Origin of the sequence: Pseudomonas sp. BAY1663, assembly GCF_000582595.1 — a bacterium.
GTDB lineage: Bacteria > Pseudomonadota > Gammaproteobacteria > Pseudomonadales > Pseudomonadaceae > Stutzerimonas > Stutzerimonas stutzeri_AF.
In genome coordinates this window covers 69,568-89,595 of the sequence record NZ_AZSV01000008.1, presented here as the reverse complement: position 1 = coordinate 89,595, position 20,028 = coordinate 69,568, and the positions used below count along the sequence as shown (strand labels likewise).

Genomic DNA, 20,028 nt, shown 5'->3' with positions numbered 1-20,028 from the left:
GAATCGCCGGCCCAGGTCGCGCCCAGCGAGCGGGCGAAGTCCTGCGCGGCAACGTCGCCGGGACGGCTGAAGGCGTAGACGTCGCGCCCCTGCCAGCGCGCCACCTGCATGACGATATGCGCCGCGGCGCCGAAGCCGTAGAGCCCCAGCCGCTTGCCGGTACCGGCCTTGACCAGCGAACGCCAGCCGATCAGCCGGCGCAGAGCAGCGGTGCCATGGCCACGTCGTCGCCCTCCTCGCCCAGGGCGAAGGCGAAACGCGCATCGGCGACCACCCGTTCGGCATAGCCGCCGGGCCGTGTGTAGCCGGTGAATTGCGGCGCGTCGCAGAGGTTCTCCTCGGCGTGCTGGCAGTAGCTGCACACCCCGCAGGTATGCCCGAGCCAAGGAATGCCCACCCGCTGGCCCAGCTCGAAGCCGCTCACCCCCTCGCCCAGCGCATCGACGCGACCGACGATCTCGTGACCGGGAATGATCGGCAGCGGTGCCGCTGGCAACTCGCCATCGACCACGTGCAAATCGGTGCGGCATACGCCGCAGGCCAGCACCCGCACACGCAGCTCGCCCGGGCCGGGTTGCGGGTCGGGCAGTTCGCGCCAGCGCAACGGCGCGCCGACGTACTCGAGGACCATGGCATGCATAACGGACGCTCCCTGTGGCTCTACCTGCTGCATTAAAGCGCAAGTATCGACCCACGTGTGCTCAGCGCGGAAGCCGAGCGGAACGGGCCTGCTCCGGCCGACTCCAGATCCAGGCGGCGCCGCAGGCCATGCCGGAGACGGCGAACATCACCGACGGACGATGGGAAACGGTCAAAACCAGCAATGTCAGGCTCGCCAGCATCGCCAGGCTGGCAAACACCTTGGTGCGCCGCGCGATCACGCCGCCGGCGCGCCAGTCGCGCAGCAGCGGACCGAACATGCGATGGCGTTCCAGCCAGGCCGCCAGCCGCGGCGAGCTGCGCGATGCGGCCCAGGCGGCGAGTAGCACGAATTCGGTGGCCGGCAGGCCCGGCAGCACCACGCCCAGTAGTGCTAGGCCGATCGCCAGATAGGCGACGACCAGCCACAGCCAGCGCAGACGGCCGTGCCGGCCAGGCGCCGACTCAGGCAAAGCAGCGCTCCAGATGCACGGCGAAACGCTCGAACGCCTCAATGGCCGCGGCATCCGCCCGGCGCTCCTGCTCGGAGTCCAGCGCGGCACCGTCGAGCACCTTGACGAAGGATTTCCAGCCCTGCGCCCGGCCACCGTCCGGTGCGGCCAGGTGGCGGGCGCCGAAGGTCTCATCCAGCTGCAGCGCTGCGGCCTTCTGGAACAGGAACTCGGCGCCGAGCTTGGAGCCTTCGGAAACGAACAGCCAGGCCAGCGCCTCGCCGACGCCCATCTCACGCGAGCGGATGCTCTCGTCACCCGCCGGCACCGGCACGCCGAAATCGGCCAAGTCCAGGCGCGCCGCCGCGACCCGGCAGCGCACCGGCAGGTCGTCCACCAGCGCCACCAGGCGCGGGTCCCGATAGAGCTTCTGCAGGTCGTACTGGAACAGGTACTGGGCGGCGACGAAGCGGGCGAAGTTCTCGCGGCTGGCGAACGGCTCGTGCGCCTTGACCAGCGCTTCGAGACGCTCATGGGGTTCGTGGGTCAGGGCGTTCAGGCGCTGCGAACGCAGCGGGTGGGAAAGGTGCGATGATGCGCTCATGGGATGGCTCTCGTATTATCGGTCCTGGAAGTACGGGTTCGGCCCGCTTCAGATAAAGACGAATCAGCCGCGCCGAGGCAGTAAATAGCGCCGCGGATTCCCGGAGCGACCGCCAGCTTCGGGGCCATCATTCGTCCCGCTGGAAATACTGCGCCAGCACATGCAGGTCCTCGCCGTTCAATACGCCTGCACCATGGCGCAGGTTCAGCCAGGCCTGCAGCCAGCCATGGCGCGCTTCGGCCAGGTCGCGGCGGGCGGTGTAGAGCTGCTGCTCGGCATCCAGCACGTCGAGGTTGACCCGCTCGCCGCCCTGCACGCTGCGCCGCGTCGCCTCGATCAGCAGGCTGGCGGACTCGACGGCCATGCGGTAGGCGCCGATCCTGGCCCGGCTGCTCTGCGCCAGGTTGAACTGGCGCTTGAGCTCGTTGAGGGTGTCCGCCGTCTGCGCATCCAGTTCGTGGCGTGCCTGTTCCAGCCGGCTGGCAGCCTGGCGCACCGAGGCCGAGGTGGCACCGCCGGCGAACAGCGGCAGGCTGATCTGCACGCCGATGCTGTTGGTGTCGTATTTCTGGTTGTAGGTGCTTTCCGAATCGGAACTGGTCTTGCGGCTGCTGGCGTACAGGCTGATCTTGGGCAGGTGGCCGGCGCGCTTGCGCGCCACGTCGTATTCGCTGGCGCTCAGGCCATGGCGCTGCGCCGCCAGCGTGGGGTTGTTGCGCAGCGCCAGCTCGCGCCAGGCGTCGAAGTTGGCGGGCTGCAACGGCTGCGGCTCGAAGACCTCGGCCAGCGGCGCCAGTTCGTCGATCACCAGGGAACGGCCGAGCATCGCCTGCAGCGTGCGCAGGGCGTCATCCAGGGTGTCCTGCGCCTCGATTTCCTCGGCCAGCGCCAGGCTGTGCCGCGCCTCGGTCTCGAGGATATCGGTACGGGTACCCTCGCCCTTGTCGAACAGCCGCCGGTTGAGCTGCAGGCGCCCGGCATAGGCACGCCGCTGGGCGCGGCTCAGCTCGATCCGCTCACGGGCCAGCAGTGCCTGGCTGTAGGCGGCCAGCAGCCGCACGGCCAGCTCCTGGCTCTGCGCGCGGTATTGCTCGTCGGCCAGCAGCGTCTGGGCCATCCCCTGGCGGTAGCGGGCCCAGGCCTCGTAGTCGAGCAACGGCTGTTGCAGGGTCAGGGTGGAGGCGTAGCTGCGGTAGTCGCGTTCGACCGTTGCCTCGCCGGCCCTAACCTCTGAGTCGTTCTCGGAATTGCTGTAGCTCCAGGACAGGCTGGGCAGCAGCCCGGCGCGGCCGAGCGCACGGTTCTCCTGGCCGGCGACGTGGGCCTGGATCGCCGCCTGGAAGTTCGGATCGTGGTGCAGCGCCAGGTCGTAGGCTTCCAGCAGCCCCAGGGCCCGGGCGGAGGACGTGAAGGCCAGCAGGCCGACCAGCAGCAGGTTTCCGGTCCGGGCCATGTCAGTCTTCCACCAGCGCCAGGTGGGTGCGGTCCAGCAACGGCTTGAACAGGTAGTTGAGCAGCGAGCGCTCGCCGGTGCGGACGAAGGCCTCCACCGGCATGCCCGGACGGATCGCCAGCCCGGCCAGTTGTCGCATGCCGTCCTCGCTGACCCTGGCGCGTAGGCTGTAATAGGGCTCGCCGGTGGTCTCGTCGACCAGCCGGTCCGCCGACACCGTCTGCACCTCGCCGGCGATCCGCGGCGTGGTGCTCTGGTTGAAGGCGGAGAAGATCAGTTCCACCGGCAGCCCCGGATGCACCTTGTCGATCAGGTTGACCGGTATCTGGCCTTCCACCAGCAACGGCTCGTGCTCCGGCACGATTTCCATCAGCGCCTGGCCAGGCGCGATCACGCCGCCGTCGGTGAACACGCTCAGGCCCACCACGATGCCGTCCGCTGGCGCCCGCACCTGGCTGCGCGCCAACTCGAACGCGGCGCCGGCCAGGCGGTGGCGCAGGTCTTCGGCCCGGGTCTGCGCCTCGGCCAACTGGCCGCGCACCTCCTGCTGGTACTCCTCGCGACGCTGGCCGAGCTTCAGGCGCATCTCCAAGATCTGCCGCTGCAACTGGCCGACCCGGCCGATGTCCTCGGCCAGCGCGCCGTCGAGCTCAGCGTACAGGCGCTCGCTGTCCAGCAGACGGTTGCGCGCGACGTAGCCTTCCCGGGCCAGGTCGCGCAGGCCCGCTAGTTGTTCTGTCAGGACCTGCTTCTGCCGTTCCTTGCTCAGCCTGAGCGTGCGCAGGCCGCGCAGTTGTTCCGCGGCGCCGGCGATCCCCTCGCGCAGGCCATCCAGCTCCATCGCCATAGCCTGCCGACGGCTGTCGAACAGTTGCCGTTGCAGGTCCAGCGCCGCCGTCACCAACGGCTCGTCGCGACGCGCCAGCAGGTCGGGATCGAAGACGATGGCGGCCAGGCCGTCGCGTTCGGCGCTCAACCGGCCTTCCATGCTGCGGGCACCGACATACTGGGCACGCAGCGATTCCACCTGGGCGCGCAGGGCGGTCTCGTCCAGTCGTAGCAGCACCTGGCCGGCCCGCACCCGTTCGCCATCACGTACCAGGATGCGTTCGACGATGCCGCCGCTGGCATGCTGCACGGCCTTGCGGTTGCCCGACACCATCACCTTGCCGGACACCGGCACGCCCTTGTCCAGTGGCGCCAGGGCGGCCCACGCCAGGAAGCCAGCGAAGCCCAGAAGCACCAGCCACCAACCGATGCGCGCATGGCGCCTGTCGTCCAACGCCGGGCCGAGCACCGTCTGCGCGTCCGCCGGGTGCTCCGCTGGCGCCTTGTCGTTGTCCGCCACCAGGGCGATCCGTGCGGCGCTCATGTGGCTTCTCCCGGCACGTTGAGGCGATAGCTGACGTTCAGGCCCGCCGGCTTGGCGGCAGCCGGCGCCACCGTGGCCGACCGCGCTGCCTGCTGCAGTTCCTGCAGCACCCGCGCGGCCGGGCCGAAGGCCTGCATCTGCCCGCCGCGCAGCACCAGCAGCTTGTCCGCCCCGGCCAGCAGCGCAGGCTTGTGGGTGATCAGCACCAGCGTGCGGCGCTGTGCCTTGAGCCGGGCGATAGCCGCCAGCAAGGCCTTTTCCCCTTCCTCGTCGAGGTTGGCATTGGGCTCGTCGAGCACGATCAGCGCTGGCAGGCCATGCAGCGCACGGGCCAGGCCGACGCGCTGCCGCTGCCCGCCGGAAAGCCCGGCACCGCCCTCGCCCAGGCGGGTGTCATAGCCCTGTGGCAGGCACAGGATCAGCTCGTGGACGCCGGCCAGTTGTGCGGCCCGCACCACCGCGTCGGCATCTACCTCGGCGAAGCGGGCGATGTTCTCGGCGATGCTGCCGGCGAACAGTTGCACGTCCTGCGGCAGGTAACCGATATGCGGGCCGAGTTCGACCTTGTCCCACTGATGCAGGTCGGCGCCGTCCAGGCGGATCTTGCCGGCCAGCAACGGCTGCGCCGCCACCAGCACGCGGGCCAGACTCGACTTGCCGGAGCCGGAGGGGCCGAACACGCCGAGCACCTCACCGGCTTCCAGGGCGAAGCGACGTTGCTCAATACCGGAACCCGGCTGCCAGACGCGGCGGCGGTCACCCGCTCCAGCTGCAGGCGCCCCTGCGGAACCGGCAGCGCCATGCCCCGCGCGCGGGCCGGACAGTCGCTCAACAACCGGACCAGGCGCTCATAGGCCAGGCGCGCCGAAGCCCACTGCTTCCAGGCGCCGATCAGCTGGTCCAGCGGGCCCAGCACGCGGCCGACCAGGATCGAACCGGCGATCATCATCCCGGGGTGATCTCGCCGGCCACGGCCAGCAATGCCCCCAGGCCGAGCATCAGCGACTGCAGCGCCAGGCGCACGCCCTTGGACCAGGCGCCGACCACGGCGGTCTTTTCGCTGGCCAGGCCCTGCTGGGCAAGGAACCCCTGATGCCCGCTCAGCCAGCGCTGGCGCAATGCGCCGAGCATGCCCATGGCCTCGATGGCCTCGGCGTTGCGCAGGTCGGCCTCGGCCTGCTGGGTCGCCTGGATCGACAACCGGCCGGCCTCGGCCAGCGGCGCCCGCGACAGCCACTGGTTGAGCCAGGCCAGCCCCATCAGCAGGCAGGCCCCGGCCAGGGCCAACGCTCCCAGCCAGGGATGGAAGAGGAAGATCACCAGCAGGTATACGGGAAACCAGGGCGCATCGAAGAAGGCGAACAAGGCGTTGCCGGTGACGAACTGGCGCAGGCTGGTCAGGTCCTTCAACGCCTGGCCGGCCGACTGCCGGTTGCCCGTCAGGTTGGCGGCGAAGGCGGCGTCGTAGATGCGCTGGTTGAGGCGCATGTCCATCCGCGCGCCGAGGCGGATCACCACGACGCTGCGTACCCACTCCAGTGCGCCCATGAAGCGTACAGGCCGACCACCATCAGCGTCAGCATCGCCAGGGTCATCGGGTTGCCGGAGGCCAGCACCCGGTCGTAGACCTGCAGCATATAGACGGCCGGCGCCAGCATCAGCAGGTTGATGATGGCGCTGAACAGGCCGATGCTGAAAAAGCCGCCCTTGTAGGAGGTCAGGGCGGCGAGGATTTCGTTGCGGGGTTCGCTCATGGCAGCAGGTTCCGAAGGGGTGTGAAGATGGGCATTGCTACCGCGCATGGATCGGAGTCGAGCCCGTCGAGCGATGTGATCGACGCCCGGGTGAAGACAGCGCATTGACGCCGCTTCACTCGGTATATATCTTCGGTATCTATCAATCGAACAGAGGAGGCGCTCACCATGTCTCTTGCCAAGCTATTCATGTCCGGCCGCAGCCAGGCCGTGCGCCTGCCCAAGGAATTCCGCTTCAAGGGCAGCAGCGTGGAAATCTTCCGCCGGGGAGATGAGGTCGTCCTGCGTGAACGCCCGGAGCGCGCGCTGGCCATCTTCGAGGCGCTCGCCCAGTTCCCCGACGATTTCATGGCCGAGGGCCGCGATGATTCGCTGCCGCAGGAAAGGGACAGCCTGTAATGAGCGTGCGTTACCTGCTCGATACGAACATCTGCATCTACATCATCAAGCACAATCCCGAGCAGGTACGACAGCGCTTCGCCCGCCATCGTGCGGAGGAACTGGTCATGTCGGTGATCACCCTGGGCGAGCTGCACCATGGCGCGGAGAAAAGCCAGTCCCGGGAGCGGTCGATACAGGCCATCGATCACCTGCTGGCCTGCATTGGCCTGGATGACCTCGATGCTCCGGTCGCCGATCACTACGGCGATATCCGCGGCACGCTCGAACGCCAGGGACGGATCATCGGCAACAACGACCTCTGGCTCGCGGCCCATGCCCGGGCACGGGGCTGGGTGCTGGTCACCAACAACGAAAGGGAGTTCGTCCGGGTCGAGGGTCTGCAGGTAGAGAACTGGGCGCGTTAGCCGAAACGGCGAATCCTGGGCTGCAAGAAACGCTATGCCCACGGAGACAGCCAGCCGGCAGCTCATCGGGTATTCCCCTCTTGCACCAGCTGCGGTCGGGGCCCGGCCTGGCTGCCGTAGGACAGCGAATACTCGCCGCTCGGGGCTACCTGCCAACCGCTGAAGCTGGGATGGATGGTCACGGGCGCGCGTGGCAGCTCCTTCTGCCACTGGCGGGCCTTATGACGGACCAGCAGAGCGGCGAGCGAAAGGGGCTCCGGGCGAGCACGCGCCGCCAGTGCGAGCGGCATCTCCTTCAGGGCAAACGACGGAGGCTCTATAAGCAGCGATCCTCTACGCTTATGAGAATCCTCGACGAATAAGTGCGAGGCGAATTTAGCCCTTGCCCCTGTCTTTTTGCGGGACATGATTGACCTGCCTGAGAAGAAACGGGAGTATCCCCCGGTCCCGACACGACCCGCGTCCGCGAAAACTCAGGCCGTGCCGGGTGTTTCAGAGGCGGATGGAAGAGCGATCTTTCATCCGCTTTTTACTGCATGGCGATCAGGCTGCCAGGGCCAGATCGTCGGCCAGCTCCGGCACGCCGATCAGCTCGGCAGAGTCGGTGCTCAACGGGCCGGCAACCAGGGCGGCGGCAACCACGTCGAAGGTGTCGTCGGTGGAGACGCCATAGGCAGCAAAGAGGTCGTCCAGCACCGACTCCAGCGCATCGGTATTGCCCTGCATCAGGCCATAGATGGTCTCGTGCACCTCGTTGCCGACACGGCCGGCCCCCTCAGCAGCGGAGAGATCCAGACCGCTGAAGGTGACCACATAGTTGGCCAGCGTGAAGTCACTGCCCGAACCGCCGCCCAGTATTTCACCCAGCGAGACGCTGTCCACCTCGCCATAGAGGTAGTGGTTCAGGTTGTCGCCGCTCGGCAAGGCCGGGTTCCACACGTAGTGCAGGCCATTGCTGGTACCACTGTCGGCGATGAAGGCAAAGTCGGAGTTGGAGCCGTGGGTGGCGTACTGGTCGCCGTCGAATGTGCCGTTGCTGAAACCGCCGGTGTTGCTGTAGCCATGGCCGGCAGTAGCGAACCCGGTCGTCCAGAAGGCTAGGTAGTCGTCGATGGTGGAACTACCAAAGATCGGATCGTAAGTAACGGAAACGCTCATGACAAATCCTCTTGTACATGGGTGATGGACGCTGCTGCATCAGGCATCAGCGCCTTTGCCCGACACGGGCAAAGCCTTGCCCCGGCCCTTGACCGGGACCGTTCAGAATCGGTACTCGAGCATCCCGGTGAGGGTGCGGCCACGGGCCAGAGACAGGTTGTTGGCATCGCCCATGGCGACGAAGTAGGCCTGGTCGGTGACGTTCTCCATCGACAGCGCCAGGTTCAGGCTGCTGGTCATCCAGTAGCTGGCGTAGAGGTCGTAGACCTCGTACTGCGGCCAGAGCGCCTGGTCGATCTGGGTGAAACCGTGGGTGTCGAGGTTCTCGCCATTGCCTTCGCTGTAACGCAGGCGCGCCCCCACATCCAGGCGCTTGTCGAAAAAGCGCATGCCGAGGGTCAGCGAGCCACGATCAGCCGGCATATAGGAAGCGTTGCCCATGATGTGGCCACAGCTAGCCAGAGCGTTCAGCGCCTCGTTGGACCGGGCCTCGTATACCGGCACCTGCACCGGAATCTGGATTGGCCCGACCTGGATGAAGCCCGGCATGGTTCCCACCTGCACGCGCTCCTGTGCACCCCCCATGTAGAAATCCTTCGAGCAGAAGTCGTTGCTGCCGATCATGTGGGTATAGCTAAGGCGGGCGTAATAGTCGCCGGCGTCGTAATCAAGCTGTACTCCACGCCCCGGAAACGGGTTTCCTCCAGGTTGTTCTGATAGGCCGAGCGGCCAAGGCCGATACCTCCGACCGTTTCACCCGGCACGCTGACGTTGATATCCATGAAGGAAAAGTTGTCGATGCGCGTATCGAAATAGGCCACCTTGATGCCCAGGCGGTCGCCGTCACGCAGCAGTGACTCCTTGAAGACGTTGAAACCTGCCTCCCAGTTATGGGAGTGCTCCGCCTCAAGGAAGGGATTGGGGTAGACCATCTCGTTTCCGCCGCCACCGTGAGGGCGCCCGGACATGAAGGCCTCGGTCACCGCCGGTGGACGCCAGCCCCGACCCCAGCGGGTATAGAGTTGCAGCCAGTCCAGGCCGGGCTTGACCGCTACGCCCAGGGTGGGTGAGAAGCGTCCTTCTTCACGGTCGACGTCGTACACCAGTGGCGTTTCAACATAAGTGCTGCTGAGGAACTGGCCTTCCGGGAACGTCCATACGGTAAGCCCGGTATCGCCCTTAAGACGGAAGCGGTCGTAGCGCAGACCGGCATCCACGGTCAGCCAGTCATCGTAGTCGTAGACCATCTGGCCGAACAGGCTGCCCATGGTGCGCTCGCCTTCCGGTGTGGCTCCTTTGATGTAGGGCTGGCTGGTTTCGTTGGTGGCTGCGGTCCGTGTGGTCGAAGGCTTGAAGGAGTCGCGGAACAGCTCACCGCCATAGGCAACGGCGAACCGGTGCGCGTCGCCCAGGTAAAAACGCGAGGTGTTCTGCAGTTGCAGGCCCCAGGTGTCGGTGCGGTACTTGTCCGTATAGTCGGGGTACCAGTTGCCACTACCTTGGCTGGCCGTGCTGCCAGCATTCCAGCGATCCTGGCGGGTGCTGACGTAGTAGAACTTGGCCTTGAAGTCGATCAGGTCGTTGTCCGGGTTGTAGCTATAGTCCAGTGCGGTGTTGCGGGCGATGATGTCGCTGGCGCCGGTACGGCCGTATTCAAAACGCTTGAGGTCGCTCGAAAGATAAGTCCAGGCCTCCTTGCTGTCGGTGTCGTACTCCATGTAGCTCAGTTGCAGACGCTGGCTCTCCGGCAGGTTGACCCCCAACTTGAACAGGCGTGAGCGGGTCACGCTGTCCATATCGCCAACTTCGGAATTCAACCAATCCTCCCAAGCCTCCGGATAATATTTACGCAACCGTATCTCGGTACCCAGATTGTCCTTGTCATTGGTACCGGCACGATAGTCGCCAAAGTGGCGCTCGCTGACGCCCAGCAACAGATCACCGATCTCGTTGCCGAAGGCGAACAGGGCGCTGCCGTTGAAGTAGGTGCCGTTGCCCAGTTCGCCGATGCCGTGGCCGGCACGTAGGCGCCCGCCAAACTCCTTGCCTTCGCCGAGGAACTCGCGCGCCTCCACCGTATTGAACGAGGCGATGCCACCCAGCACGCCAGCGCCGCCCATGCCGGCACTGGTGCCCTTGTCGATCTCGACACTGTCGATGAACTCCGGGTCGACGAACATCACGCCGTTACGCTGCTGGTGACCGTTGACGTTGAAGTTCTGGCGCATGCCGTCGATGTTCATGTTCACCCGGCCGTAGTCCTGTATGCCGCGGATGTTCACCGACAGACCGGGGTCGCGCTGGTTGACGGCGGTGTAGACGCCGGAAGTTTCCTCCAGCATGTCCGCGGCATGCCGTGGCGGGCGCCGGTCGATCTGCTCGCGGTCGATCACCGCCACCGAACGCGGTTGCAGGTAGGTCTGTTCCTTCTCGCTGAGCCAGCCGCGCACGGTTACGTCGGGCAGCTCGGACACGTCCCCATCGGTTTGCCGCTGACTGAGGGTGACCTGGCGTCCGCCCTCGAAGAAGCGATAGCTCACCGGAGCGGATGCCAGCAGCCGCTGCAGCGCTTCCTCCAGCGAATAGCGCCCCTGTACGGCCCCGCCCTGCAGCCCGGCGAAACGCTCGTTGTCGAAGAACACTTGCACCCCACTTTGCCGGGCGAATTCCAGCATGCCGGCTACCAATGGCTGTGCCGGGATATCGAATTCGATAGTGGCTGGTACGACTTGGGTAGCACCCACCGACTCCACTGCGGCGGCCAGCGGCGGCCCCGGCACCATCAGGCAACTGCCGAGGGCCATGCCCACTGACAAGACCACGTAGCGGGGCCGCGCCTTTTTCCTGTTACGTTTCATCCCTCTCCTCGAATTATCGCGTTGGCTGTCTTTCTGGTTATCTGCTCGAGTTAATGAAAATCACTCTCAGAAAGACAGACGAGCGGAGCGGGGGAAGTCGGTAACGCGAGGGGAAAATTTCTGCGCGGCATCGTGCCAGACGGGGTCTGGGGATTGTAGGGCGGGTTGTAGCCGGCCCTCCTGGCGGGCCTGCATTGCCGCGAGGAGCGCCCACGGTCCGGTGCGGGCTGGCTGCCTTTACGGGCTCAGCGGATCAGGGTGAATCCCGGCAAGTCCAGGCGGCTGGCGCCCAGCTCACGGACAAGCAGATCCAGCGACTGGTCGAGGCTGTCCAGGCGAAAAACGCCGTTGACACGGCGCTCGGCCAGGCGGGAATCGGAGATCATCACGTAGCCGCGCCGATAGGGCTGCAGGCGCTCGATCACCTCCTCCAGCGGGCGGTCCTGGAATACCAGCAGGCCGTCGCGCCAGGCGGTGGCGCTGCCCAGATCAGCCTGCAGCGGATGGACCCCTCGGGCGTCGTACCAGGCGCTCTGGCCTTGCTCGAGGATGCGCCGGCGCTCGCTGGTGGTACCCGGCGCGCTGACTTCGACGCTATGCTCGAGCACGCCAATCCAGGTGCCCCTGCCGCGGTCGCCGACCACGAAGCGGGTCCCCAGGGCCCGGCTGCTGCCGCCGGCGCTTTCCACCAGGAAGGGTCTGGTTTCGCCCTCGCCCATCGGCGCCACCAGGAAGATCGCCTCGCCATGGCGCAGGCGGACCAGGCGCCGCTCGCCGTCGAAGACGACATCCAGTGCGCTATCGGCGTCCAGCTCGACCAGGCTGCCATCCGGTAGCGTCACTTGGCGCCGCTCCCCGATACCAGTGGCATGGTCAGCGAACAGGTCGGAGGTGCGCTGAGGCACCTGAGCCGTCACCACCAGCCAGACCAGCAGCACCGCGGCGGCGCCAGCGAAGTAGTGCAGGCGCCGCCGCGCTCGAGCCGGCGGCCGCCATGCGTCGCGGCCTGCCGGGCTCGGCACCGGCTCGTCCAGCGAATCCAGCGCGCCGAGTTCGGCCCAGGTCTCGCGAGCCTCTTGCAGCAGACCGGCCCGTTGCGGATTTTCGGCAAGCCAGTGCTGCAGCGCCTCCGGATAGGGCGCCACCGGGTCCGCCTCGCCCAGGCGCACGGCCCAGGCGGCCGCCTCGTTGCGTGCACGCTGTCGCTCGTCGTGGCTGATCACGTGAAGTCTCGTGGTTTGGTTATCGATCAAGAGTAAGGACGTCCGGCGCGGCGGGAAACGGTAACAGCGCGGCAGTGGTGCGCTCAATCGTCGCGCAGTCGCTCGGCAACATGCTGCAGTGCGCGGGTCAGATGCTTTTGCACCGAACTATCGGAAATGCCGAGATGCCGAGCGACTTCCGCGTAGGTCAGCCCCTGCAAGCGGTTGAGCCTGAAGATCTGCTGGGTGCGCGGCGGCAGTTCGGCCACCGCCTCGCGGATTTTCTTCAGCCGCTGGCGGGCAGCCAACTGCCGTTCAAGATCGGGCGTCTCGTCTTCGATATGGGCAATGGCCTCGTTGGGCTGGCTGTCGGTGCGTCGCCGTTGCTGCTGGCGTATGTGGTCGATCAGCAGGTTCTGGGCGATGCGGAAAAGGTAGGCAGGGCTATTGTCGACGGGGCCGTTGCGCGCCTGCTCGGCCAGCCGCAGGAAACTCTCCTGGGTCAGGTCCGACGCCAACTGAGGGTCGCGACTGCGGCGCAGCAACAGGTTGCGGACAGCGTTGCCATGTCTGAGGAAGAGCGCCTTGAGGTCCACTTCCGACAATGCCTTCTCCTGACTGTGAGTCGCCGGGGTGCCGCGGCAAAATGCCTCGCACCCCAGAAGCGACGGAATGGCATCATATTTTTATCGAGAATCATTTTCAATTGATGCCGCTTCCACAAGTCATTGCAGCCATATGGCCGGGCCTGTCGAAATGGCTCAAACAGTAGGCGTACCCGTGCCCTCGGCCAGGTGCAGGTTCTTCAGCTTCACGTAGTTGCCGGCGGTGTAGCTGAAGAAGCTGCGCTCCTTGTCGGTCAGCGGCCGGGCCTGTTTCACCGGGCTGCCGACGTAGAGGTAGCCCGATTCCAGGGTCTTGCCCGGCGGTACCAGGCTGCCGGCGCCGATGATCACCTCGTCCTCGACCACCACGCCGTCCATCACGATCGAGCCCATGCCCACCAGGATGCGGTTGCCCAGGGTGCAACCGTGCAGGGTGACCTTGTGGCCGACGGTGACCTCGTCGCCGATAGTCAGCGGGAAGCCGTCCGGGTTGTACGGGCCGGCGTGGGTGATGTGCAGCACGCTGCCGTCCTGGATGCTCGAGCGCGCGCCGATGCGGATGCGGTGCATGTCGCCGCGGATCACCGTCAGCGGCCAGACCGAGCTGTCCGCGCCGATTTCCACATCGCCGATGACCACGGCGCAGGCGTCGACGAACACGCGCTCGCCCAGCAAGGGAGTGGAGTTGTGGTAGCTGCGAATCGCCACGATAGAAACCTCTTTGGCTGCGGGAAGGGTCGATTGTAATTAAGATGGTCGCCAATGCCGCTACAGATCGGCCGGAGCATCGTCCAGCCGCCGTGGTCTGAGTTTCAACCCTCTTCGTCACAAGGTGTACCGTGAGCGCGAACAACCCTCTGCTGCAAGAATTCGACCTGCCGCCCTATACCGCGATCCGCCCGGAACACGTCGAGCCGGCCATCGACAGCATTCTCGGCGACAACCGCGTGGCCATCGCCGAGCTGCTCAGCCGCCCGGCCGAAAGCCTCGACTGGCAGACCCTGGTGGTCGGCCTGGACGAGCTGAACGAGCGCCTCGCCCGTGCCTGGAGCCCGGTTGGTCACCTCAACTCGGTGTGCAACAGCCCGGAACTGCGCAGCGCCTACGAGGCCTGCCTGCCGAAACTGTCGGCCTACTGGACCGAGCTGGGGCAGAACCGTGCGCTGTTCGAGGCCTACCAGGCGCTGGCCGAGAGCCCGCAGGCGGCCGGTTTCGAGGTGGCGCAGCAGACCATCCTCGAACATGCGCTGCGTGACTTCCGCCTGTCCGGTATCGACCTGCCGCCGGTCGAGCAGCAGCGCTTCGGCGCCATCCAGATGAAGCTCGCCGAACTGGGCAGCAAGTTCTCCAACCAGCTGCTGGACGCCACCCAGGCCTGGACCCGGCACATCACCGACGAGAGCCTGCTGGCCGGGATCACCGATTCGGCCAGGGCGCAGATGGCCGAGGCGGCCAAGGCCAAGGGCCTCGGCGGCTGGCTGATCACCCTGGAATTCCCCAGCTACTACGCGGTCATGACCTACGCCGACGACCGCGCGCTGCGCGAGGAGGTCTATGCCGCCTATTCCACCCGCGCCTCGGACCAGGGACCGAACGCCGGCCAGTTCGACAACGGCCCGGTGATGGAAGAAATCCTCGAACTGCGCCACGAGCTGGCCGGCCTGCTGGGCTACGGCAACTTCGCCGAGCTGTCGCTGGCAACCAAGATGGCCGAGTCCACCGAGCAGGTGCTGAACTTCCTGCGCGACCTGGCGCTGCGCAGCAAGCCGTTCGCCGAGCGCGACCTGGCCGAGCTGCGCGCCTTCGCCGCCGAACAGGGCCTGGCCGACCTGCAGAGCTGGGACCTCGGCTACTATGCCGAGAAGCTGCGCCAGCAGCGCTACAGCCTCAACCAGGAGGAGCTGCGCGCCTACTTCCCGATCGACAAGGTGCTCTCCGGGCTGTTCAGCATCGTCCAGCACCTGTACGGCATCGAGATCCACGAGCTGGAAGGCTTCGACGGCTGGCATCCGGATGTGCGCCTGTTCGAGATCACCGAGCACGGCGAGCATGTCGGGCGCTTCTTCTTCGACCTCTACGCGCGGCCGAACAAGCGCGGCGGCGCCTGGATGGACGGCGCCCGCGACAAGCGCCGCACCGCCGCCGGCACGCTGCAGACGCCGGTGGCCAACCTGGTCTGCAACTTCACCCCGCCGGTGGGCGAGCGCCCGGCGCTGTTGACCCATGACGAGGTCACCACGCTGTTCCACGAATTCGGCCACGGCCTGCACCACCTGCTGACCCAGGTCGAGCACGCCGGCGCCTCGGGCATCAACGGCGTGGCCTGGGATGCGGTGGAGCTGCCCAGCCAGTTCATGGAGAACTGGTGCTGGGACCCCGAGGGCCTGGCGCTGATCTCCGGCCACTACCAGACCGGCGAACGCCTGCCGCAGGACAAGCTGGACATGATGCTGGCGGCGAAGAACTTCCAGTCCGGCATGATGATGGCGCGCCAACTGGAGTTCTCCCTGTTCGACTTCGAACTGCACGCCACCCACGGCGACGGTCGCAGCGTGCTGGAAGTGCTCGAACACATCCGCGACGAGGTCTCGGTGATGCGCCCGCCGGCTTACAACCGCTTCCCCAACAGCTTCGCGCACATCTTCGCCGGCGGTTACGCGGCCGGTTACTACAGCTACAAATGGGCCGAGGTGCTGTCGTCCGATGCCTTCTCGCGCTTCGAGGAGGAAGGCGTGTTCAATTCCGAGACCGGCCGCGCCTTCCGCGAGGCGATCCTGGCGCGTGGCGGCTCGCAGGAACCGATGGTACTGTTCGTCGATTTCCGAGGCCGCGAGCCGTCCATCGACGCCCTGCTGCGCCACCTCGGGCTGGTAGCGGAGGCCGCGGCATGAACGACGAAGTATCCCGTGTCACCACCAAGCGCTTCATCGCCGGGGCCGTGTGCCCGGCGTGCGGCGCCAGCGACTGCATCAAGATGTGGGACGTCGACGGCGTGCCGCACCGCGAATGCGTGGTCTGCGGCTATGCCGACATACTCAACGCCCAGGGCCAGTCGGTGCCGACCGAGCTCGGCACGCGGGTCAACAAGGCACAACCCAAGCCGGCCAACCCGCAGGTGCAGTCGGTGCAATTCTTCCCCAATCCCAAGCTGAAGAAGAAACCCGAATAACCGCCATGCTGCACCTGACCTGCGGCGACCTGGCCGGCGACGGCGTACGCGCCCTGCTCGCCAGGCGCGAGCCGCAGGCGCGGGTGCATGTGCTGCGTGACGACCTGGCGGTCGGCCCGCTGAGCGGGATCGAGAATCCGCCCTGCACCGTTCGCGCGGCCTTCTGGGAACGGCTCTGGCCGGATGAGGTAACACCGCGCCCGAGCTTCGCCGACGAACTGGCCGCCGATGCCTGCTGGCTCGCCGAGCTGCCCAGACAAGTCTCGGCGGTGACCGTCTGGCATGGCGACAGCGCGTCCGAGCAGCTGCTGCTGGTGCGGCTCTGTGCCGTTGTGCAGGATTCCGCCTGTGCGCTGCACGAGGTCGCCTGCGGCACCGGCGACAGCCGCGCTGGCCGCCGCAAGGCGGTGTCGATGCACCCGCCCGAGACCTTGGCCGGGCTGTATCGGCCGCAGGTCGTCGATTCCGTGCGCCAGGCCGGTCTGGCCGAGGCCTGGCGTGCGCAATGCGCCGCCACGCACGACATCCGCCGCTGGCGCGATGGAGCGTTCCACGGCGAAGGCTATCAGGTGATCGACAACGAACTGCTGGCCGCCAGCCCGGCCGCCTTCGCTCCGCTGGCCCGGGCCATGGCCGCAGTCATGGAACACTGCGACGGCTTCTTCCCCACCGACTTCTTCCTCTACTGGCGCACCCGCGAACTGGCGGCAGCTGGGCAGCTGGAATTGCGCGGCGACCCGGCGGCCGGCTACCGGAATCTGCAGGTCCGCCGCCTCGGTTGAAAGCGCTTGCCGTCGAGAATTGGGCAGGCCTGCGGCCTGTATCGCCGCGAGGTCGCGCCACCCACAGGTTCGGTGTGCACACTGTTTTTGTGGGAGGCCCGCCCTCGGGGCGATGCTTTTGAGCTTCTGGCTACTTGGGCCAATCGGCCTTTCAGCCATCCACCTTCGGCGTCGCCCGCCCCGGCCGCGGCGCGGAGGCGAACAGCCGCTTGAGCTTCATCGCCGGCGCCTCGATCAGGTGCCAGGACAGTGCGGCGAGGATCAGCGTCGGCACGAAGGCGATCAGCGTCAGGCCGAGCACGCCGACCTGCGGGCCGAACAGGTAGACGGTGAGCTGCTGGAAGGGGAAGGCGTAGATGTACAGGCCGTAGGAGAAATCGCCGTACTTGCCGAAGCGCGATGCCCAGGGCAGCGGCGCATAGGCCAGATACAGCACCAGGTACGGCAGCGCGACGAAGTACACCAGCGGGCCGATGTCGGTGCGGAAGGTCGCCACCAGCGCGGCGAACAGCAGCGCCGCGATCCAGCCGCGCCAGGGGATGACGTCGCGGTAGAGGAACAGCGCCGAGCCGCTGTAGTAGAGCAGGCCGAGCTTGCAGATGTTCTTGATGAAGTAGGACTCGATGCCCAGCTTGCCGAGCAGCCAGAAGTGCCCGAGCGCCAGCACGGCGATCGGCAGGAAGATCAGGCGGCGCCTGAGAAAGCCGGTCAGGCCCAGGATCATCACGCCGATGTACATCAGCACTTCCAGCGGCAACGTCCACAGCGAGCCGTTGACCACTCCAGCATAGACGTTGTCACTGAACACGCCGGGCAGTTCGTAACGGGTGACCAGCAGGATGTTCTGCAGGTAGGTCCAGGTGCCGTCGGCCGCCAGGTACTGGCCGAGGCCGAGCTGGGTGACCATCGGTCCGATGACGAAGACCGAGAGCAGCACCGCGACGATCAGCGCCGGGAAGATACGCAGTGCGCGCTTGAGCAGGAAGCTCTTCGGGCTGCTGCTGGCCAGCCAGGACGAGGCGATCAGGTAGCCGCTCATGACGAAGAAGATGCCGACGGCGATCGAACCACCCTTCTCGTAGCCGGTGAGCACGGTCAGCGGCTCGTCCTCGCGGCGCCCGACCAGCGGGTAGCTGTGGGCGAACAGCACCAGCGCGGCAGCGAAGAAGCGCAGGAAGTCGAAATTGTTCTCCCGCGTATGGAAGGAACCGGTGGTGTGCATGGGGTCTGCTCCTGACATATGACGGCAGCGGGTTGGAAAGTCTGGAGTGCACGCCCGACGGCGTCGCATTGCCGGTACTGCCGGGCCGGGCGCCCTGACGGCGTGCGGCCTTCCCTGTTTCGATTTTCGGCGGGCTCCGTGGTGGGAATCGCCAGGCGGCTAGGTGCCCGGCTCGACCCGATCAGACCTTTTTGTCCGAAGCAGCGCGCAAATGTTCCCCGGCCAGGCGACGGATGGTCGTCCGTACCGTCGATCGGGACGTCTGGTGTCGATGCTGCAAGCCGATTACTGTATATAAAAACAGTATTCGATGAGCCTGAGATGACCCACCTTCGCTCGACGCCCCGCGGCCGCGGCACCGCGATCAATCCCGACAACCGCTTCGCGCCGACGCGCAGCGAAGCCTACGACGACGGCTGGCAGCAGGACGTGCCGCCGACCCGCGCCACCGAGGTGCGCCGCGAGACGGCGAAGACGGTGATCACCCGCAACCAGTCGCCGGACGTCGGCTTCGATCGTTCGGTCAATCCCTATCGCGGCTGCGAGCACGGCTGCATCTACTGCTTCGCGCGGCCCAGCCATGCCTACTGGGACCTTTCGCCCGGCATCGATTTCGAGACCCGGCTGATCGCCAAGACCAACCTCGCCGAACGCCTGGAGGCCGAGTTGAGCAGGCCCGGCTACGTGCCGCAGCCGATCGCCCTGGGCATCAACACCGATGCCTACCAGCCGCTGGAGCGCGAGCAACGGCTGACCCGCCAGGCGCTGGAGATCCTCCTGCGCTTCCGCCATCCGGTGCACCTGATCACCAAGGGCTCGCTGGTGCTGCGCGACCTCGACCTGCTGGTGCCGCTGGCCGAGCAGCGGCTGGTCAGCGTCGCGGTCAGCCTGACCACGCTGGACGACGAGCTCAAGCGCATCATGGAGCCGCGCACGGCCTCGCCAGCGGCGCGGCTGCGGGTGCTGCGCACGCTGCACGAGGCCGGGGTGCCGGTCAGCGTGATGTGCGCGCCGATGATCCCGATGATCAACGACATGGAGCTGGAGCGCCTGCTCGAGGCCGCGCGCGAAGCCGGCGCGCGCTCGGCCGGCTACGTGCTGCTGCGCCTGCCCCACGAGATCGCCACGCTGTTCGAGGCCTGGCTCGAGGAGCACTTCCCGCAGCGCGCCGCCCACGTCATGAGCCTGATCCGCCAGTCCCGCGGCGGCAAGAATTACGACAGCCGCTTCGGCAGCCGCATGCGCGGCGAGGGCCAGTTCGCCCAGTTGCTGGCGCAGCGCTTCCAGCTGGCCTGCAAGCGCCTGGGCTACAACCGCCGCGAGCAGAACCAGGGGCTGGACTGCAGCCTTTTCGCTCCGCCGGGGCAGCAGTTGAATCTGCTCTGAAGGCGCGTTTTACCTTCCTTCGACTTCGAGAACCGCGTGGAAAACGCTTCGCGGTTTTCCACCCTACGTCTAGCTTGCATCCCCCGGAGTGCCGACCGCTGTAGCCCGCTTGCGGGCGATGCCCTCGAGCGCCTGATCGTCCGCAAGCGGGCTCCTGCAAAAGCGTGCGCGCCGTACCTGCTTCGTGATCCTGGCCTCGGGGCGAGGCTTCAGACCGGCCTGCAGCACCCCGCCACCAAGGAACTATCCCCGGCCGGGGCCGCACCAATCCCTGTATTCCCGCGCCGGAGGCAATGTGGACTGGATCGACCTGCTGCAATGGCCGGCCATGGTGGTCACGGTGATCGCCGCCTGGCTGATCGGCTCGTTGCGCCCGGGGCGGCGCTTCGTCGGCTTCTGCTGTTTCCTGTTGAGCAACCTGCTCTGGGTGATCTGGGGCTGGTATGCCGAGGCCTGGGCGCTAATCGCCCTGCAGGTTTGCCTGGCGCTGATGAACCTGCGCGGCGTGAAGAAGAACGACTCAGCGCCCGGTCCAGACGCACCCGGCCGCTGAATTGCCAGTGCGT

At 66.6% G+C, this 20,028-nt stretch carries 16 protein-coding genes and 3 pseudogenes; 7 read left to right on the top strand and 12 right to left on the bottom strand.

Annotated elements, in window-relative coordinates; translation table 11 throughout:
- From BAY1663_RS04430 to BAY1663_RS04405, 6 genes and pseudogenes are all read right to left on the bottom strand, one after another.
- Positions 1 to 640, bottom strand: a pseudogene (locus tag BAY1663_RS04430) (alcohol dehydrogenase catalytic domain-containing protein); the annotation flags it as partial.
- Between the two features lie 61 nt (positions 641 to 701).
- Positions 702 to 1,112 (bottom strand): YbaN family protein, encoded by a 411-nt coding sequence (locus tag BAY1663_RS04425; protein ID WP_037038218.1) that lies wholly within the window; start codon positions 1,110 to 1,112, stop codon positions 702 to 704.
- Positions 1,105 to 1,695, bottom strand: a complete 591-nt coding sequence (locus BAY1663_RS04420; protein ID WP_037038217.1) for a biliverdin-producing heme oxygenase — start codon at positions 1,693 to 1,695, stop codon at positions 1,105 to 1,107. The genes BAY1663_RS04425 and BAY1663_RS04420 overlap by 8 nt, the downstream gene beginning before the upstream one ends.
- Positions 1,696 to 1,822: 127 nt before the next feature.
- Positions 1,823 to 3,148 (bottom strand): TolC family outer membrane protein, encoded by a 1,326-nt coding sequence (locus tag BAY1663_RS04415; RefSeq protein WP_051497070.1) that lies wholly within the window; start codon positions 3,146 to 3,148, stop codon positions 1,823 to 1,825.
- A 1-nt stretch (position 3,149) separates the two neighbouring features.
- Positions 3,150 to 4,520 carry an HlyD family type I secretion periplasmic adaptor subunit gene (locus tag BAY1663_RS04410; RefSeq protein WP_051497069.1) on the bottom strand — a complete coding sequence of 457 codons (1,371 nt, stop codon included), beginning with the start codon at positions 4,518 to 4,520 and terminating at the stop codon, positions 3,150 to 3,152.
- Positions 4,517 to 6,274: pseudogene (locus tag BAY1663_RS04405) on the bottom strand (type I secretion system permease/ATPase). Before BAY1663_RS04405 ends, BAY1663_RS04410 begins: the two are co-directional and overlap by 4 nt.
- A gap of 168 nt (positions 6,275 to 6,442) precedes the next feature.
- On the opposite strand from BAY1663_RS04405, the gene BAY1663_RS04400 reads away from it, so the two are divergent.
- Both BAY1663_RS04400 and BAY1663_RS04395 read left to right on the top strand, forming a co-directional pair.
- Positions 6,443 to 6,673, top strand: a complete 231-nt coding sequence (locus BAY1663_RS04400; protein ID WP_037038215.1) for an antitoxin — start codon at positions 6,443 to 6,445, stop codon at positions 6,671 to 6,673.
- Positions 6,673 to 7,080, top strand: a complete 408-nt coding sequence (locus BAY1663_RS04395) for a type II toxin-antitoxin system VapC family toxin (RefSeq protein WP_037038214.1) — start codon at positions 6,673 to 6,675, stop codon at positions 7,078 to 7,080. Before BAY1663_RS04400 ends, BAY1663_RS04395 begins: the two co-directional genes overlap by 1 nt.
- 543 nt (positions 7,081 to 7,623) lie before the next feature.
- On the opposite strand, the gene BAY1663_RS04385 is transcribed toward BAY1663_RS04395, so the two are convergent.
- From BAY1663_RS04385 to BAY1663_RS04365, 5 genes and pseudogenes are all read right to left on the bottom strand, one after another.
- Positions 7,624 to 8,238, bottom strand: a complete 615-nt coding sequence (locus BAY1663_RS04385; RefSeq protein WP_037038212.1) for a heme acquisition protein HasA — start codon at positions 8,236 to 8,238, stop codon at positions 7,624 to 7,626.
- Between the two features lie 102 nt (positions 8,239 to 8,340).
- Positions 8,341 to 11,096 (bottom strand): annotated as a pseudogene (locus BAY1663_RS04380) (TonB-dependent hemoglobin/transferrin/lactoferrin family receptor).
- Between the two features lie 245 nt (positions 11,097 to 11,341).
- Positions 11,342 to 12,319 (bottom strand): FecR family protein, encoded by a 978-nt coding sequence (locus BAY1663_RS04375; RefSeq protein WP_037038211.1) that lies wholly within the window; start codon positions 12,317 to 12,319, stop codon positions 11,342 to 11,344.
- 83 nt (positions 12,320 to 12,402) lie between these two features.
- A complete protein-coding gene (locus BAY1663_RS04370) occupies positions 12,403 to 12,903 on the bottom strand; it encodes an RNA polymerase sigma factor (RefSeq protein ID WP_037038209.1) in 501 nt (166 codons plus the stop codon).
- 156 nt (positions 12,904 to 13,059) lie between these two features.
- Entirely contained in the window at positions 13,060 to 13,611 is a 552-nt protein-coding gene (locus BAY1663_RS04365; protein WP_037038208.1) for a gamma carbonic anhydrase family protein, read from the bottom strand.
- 131 nt (positions 13,612 to 13,742) lie between these two features.
- Here BAY1663_RS04365 and prlC point away from each other — a divergent pair, with 131 nt between their 5' ends.
- Genes prlC through BAY1663_RS04350 form a run of 3 tightly spaced genes read left to right on the top strand, consistent with a single transcriptional unit; the run spans position 13,743 to position 16,854 of the window.
- Positions 13,743 to 15,794, top strand: a complete 2,052-nt coding sequence (gene prlC, locus BAY1663_RS04360; protein ID WP_037038207.1) for an oligopeptidase A — start codon at positions 13,743 to 13,745, stop codon at positions 15,792 to 15,794.
- The gene (locus BAY1663_RS04355; protein ID WP_037038205.1) at positions 15,791 to 16,072 is read left to right on the top strand and encodes a YheV family putative zinc ribbon protein; all 282 of its coding nucleotides are present in this window, start codon (positions 15,791 to 15,793) and stop codon (positions 16,070 to 16,072) included. The genes prlC and BAY1663_RS04355 overlap by 4 nt, the downstream gene beginning before the upstream one ends.
- Positions 16,073 to 16,077: 5 nt before the next feature.
- Positions 16,078 to 16,854: a DUF1835 domain-containing protein gene (locus BAY1663_RS04350; protein WP_037038203.1), complete on the top strand. Its 777-nt coding sequence runs from the start codon at positions 16,078 to 16,080 to the stop codon at positions 16,852 to 16,854.
- 151 nt (positions 16,855 to 17,005) lie between these two features.
- Here the strand turns inward: BAY1663_RS04350 and BAY1663_RS04345 are convergent, their stop codons facing one another.
- Positions 17,006 to 18,076: an acyltransferase gene (locus tag BAY1663_RS04345; RefSeq protein ID WP_037038202.1), complete on the bottom strand. Its 1,071-nt coding sequence runs from the start codon at positions 18,074 to 18,076 to the stop codon at positions 17,006 to 17,008.
- A 321-nt stretch (positions 18,077 to 18,397) separates the two neighbouring features.
- On the opposite strand from BAY1663_RS04345, the gene BAY1663_RS04340 reads away from it, so the two are divergent.
- Entirely contained in the window at positions 18,398 to 19,462 is a 1,065-nt protein-coding gene (locus BAY1663_RS04340; RefSeq protein WP_037038201.1) for a PA0069 family radical SAM protein, read from the top strand.
- A gap of 295 nt (positions 19,463 to 19,757) precedes the next feature.
- Complete coding sequence (locus BAY1663_RS04335) at positions 19,758 to 20,015, top strand: hypothetical protein (protein WP_037038199.1); 258 nt, start codon at positions 19,758 to 19,760, stop codon at positions 20,013 to 20,015.
- Positions 20,016 to 20,028 lie beyond the last annotated feature (13 nt).

Coding starts and splice junctions, on each gene's coding strand:
- BAY1663_RS04410 (WP_051497069.1), bottom strand. CDS start 4,520: ATGAGCGCCGCACGGATCGCCCTGGTGGCGGACAACGACAAGGCGCCA.
- BAY1663_RS04350 (WP_037038203.1), top strand. CDS start 16,078: ATGCTGCACCTGACCTGCGGCGACCTGGCCGGCGACGGCGTACGCGCC.
- BAY1663_RS04355 (WP_037038205.1), top strand. CDS start 15,791: ATGAACGACGAAGTATCCCGTGTCACCACCAAGCGCTTCATCGCCGGG.
- BAY1663_RS04415 (WP_051497070.1), bottom strand. CDS start 3,148: ATGGCCCGGACCGGAAACCTGCTGCTGGTCGGCCTGCTGGCCTTCACG.
- BAY1663_RS04400 (WP_037038215.1), top strand. CDS start 6,443: ATGTCTCTTGCCAAGCTATTCATGTCCGGCCGCAGCCAGGCCGTGCGC.
- BAY1663_RS04395 (WP_037038214.1), top strand. CDS start 6,673: ATGAGCGTGCGTTACCTGCTCGATACGAACATCTGCATCTACATCATC.
- BAY1663_RS04385 (WP_037038212.1), bottom strand. CDS start 8,238: ATGAGCGTTTCCGTTACTTACGATCCGATCTTTGGTAGTTCCACCATC.
- BAY1663_RS04340 (WP_037038201.1), top strand. CDS start 18,398: ATGACCCACCTTCGCTCGACGCCCCGCGGCCGCGGCACCGCGATCAAT.
- BAY1663_RS04420 (WP_037038217.1), bottom strand. CDS start 1,695: ATGAGCGCATCATCGCACCTTTCCCACCCGCTGCGTTCGCAGCGCCTG.
- BAY1663_RS04345 (WP_037038202.1), bottom strand. CDS start 18,076: ATGCACACCACCGGTTCCTTCCATACGCGGGAGAACAATTTCGACTTC.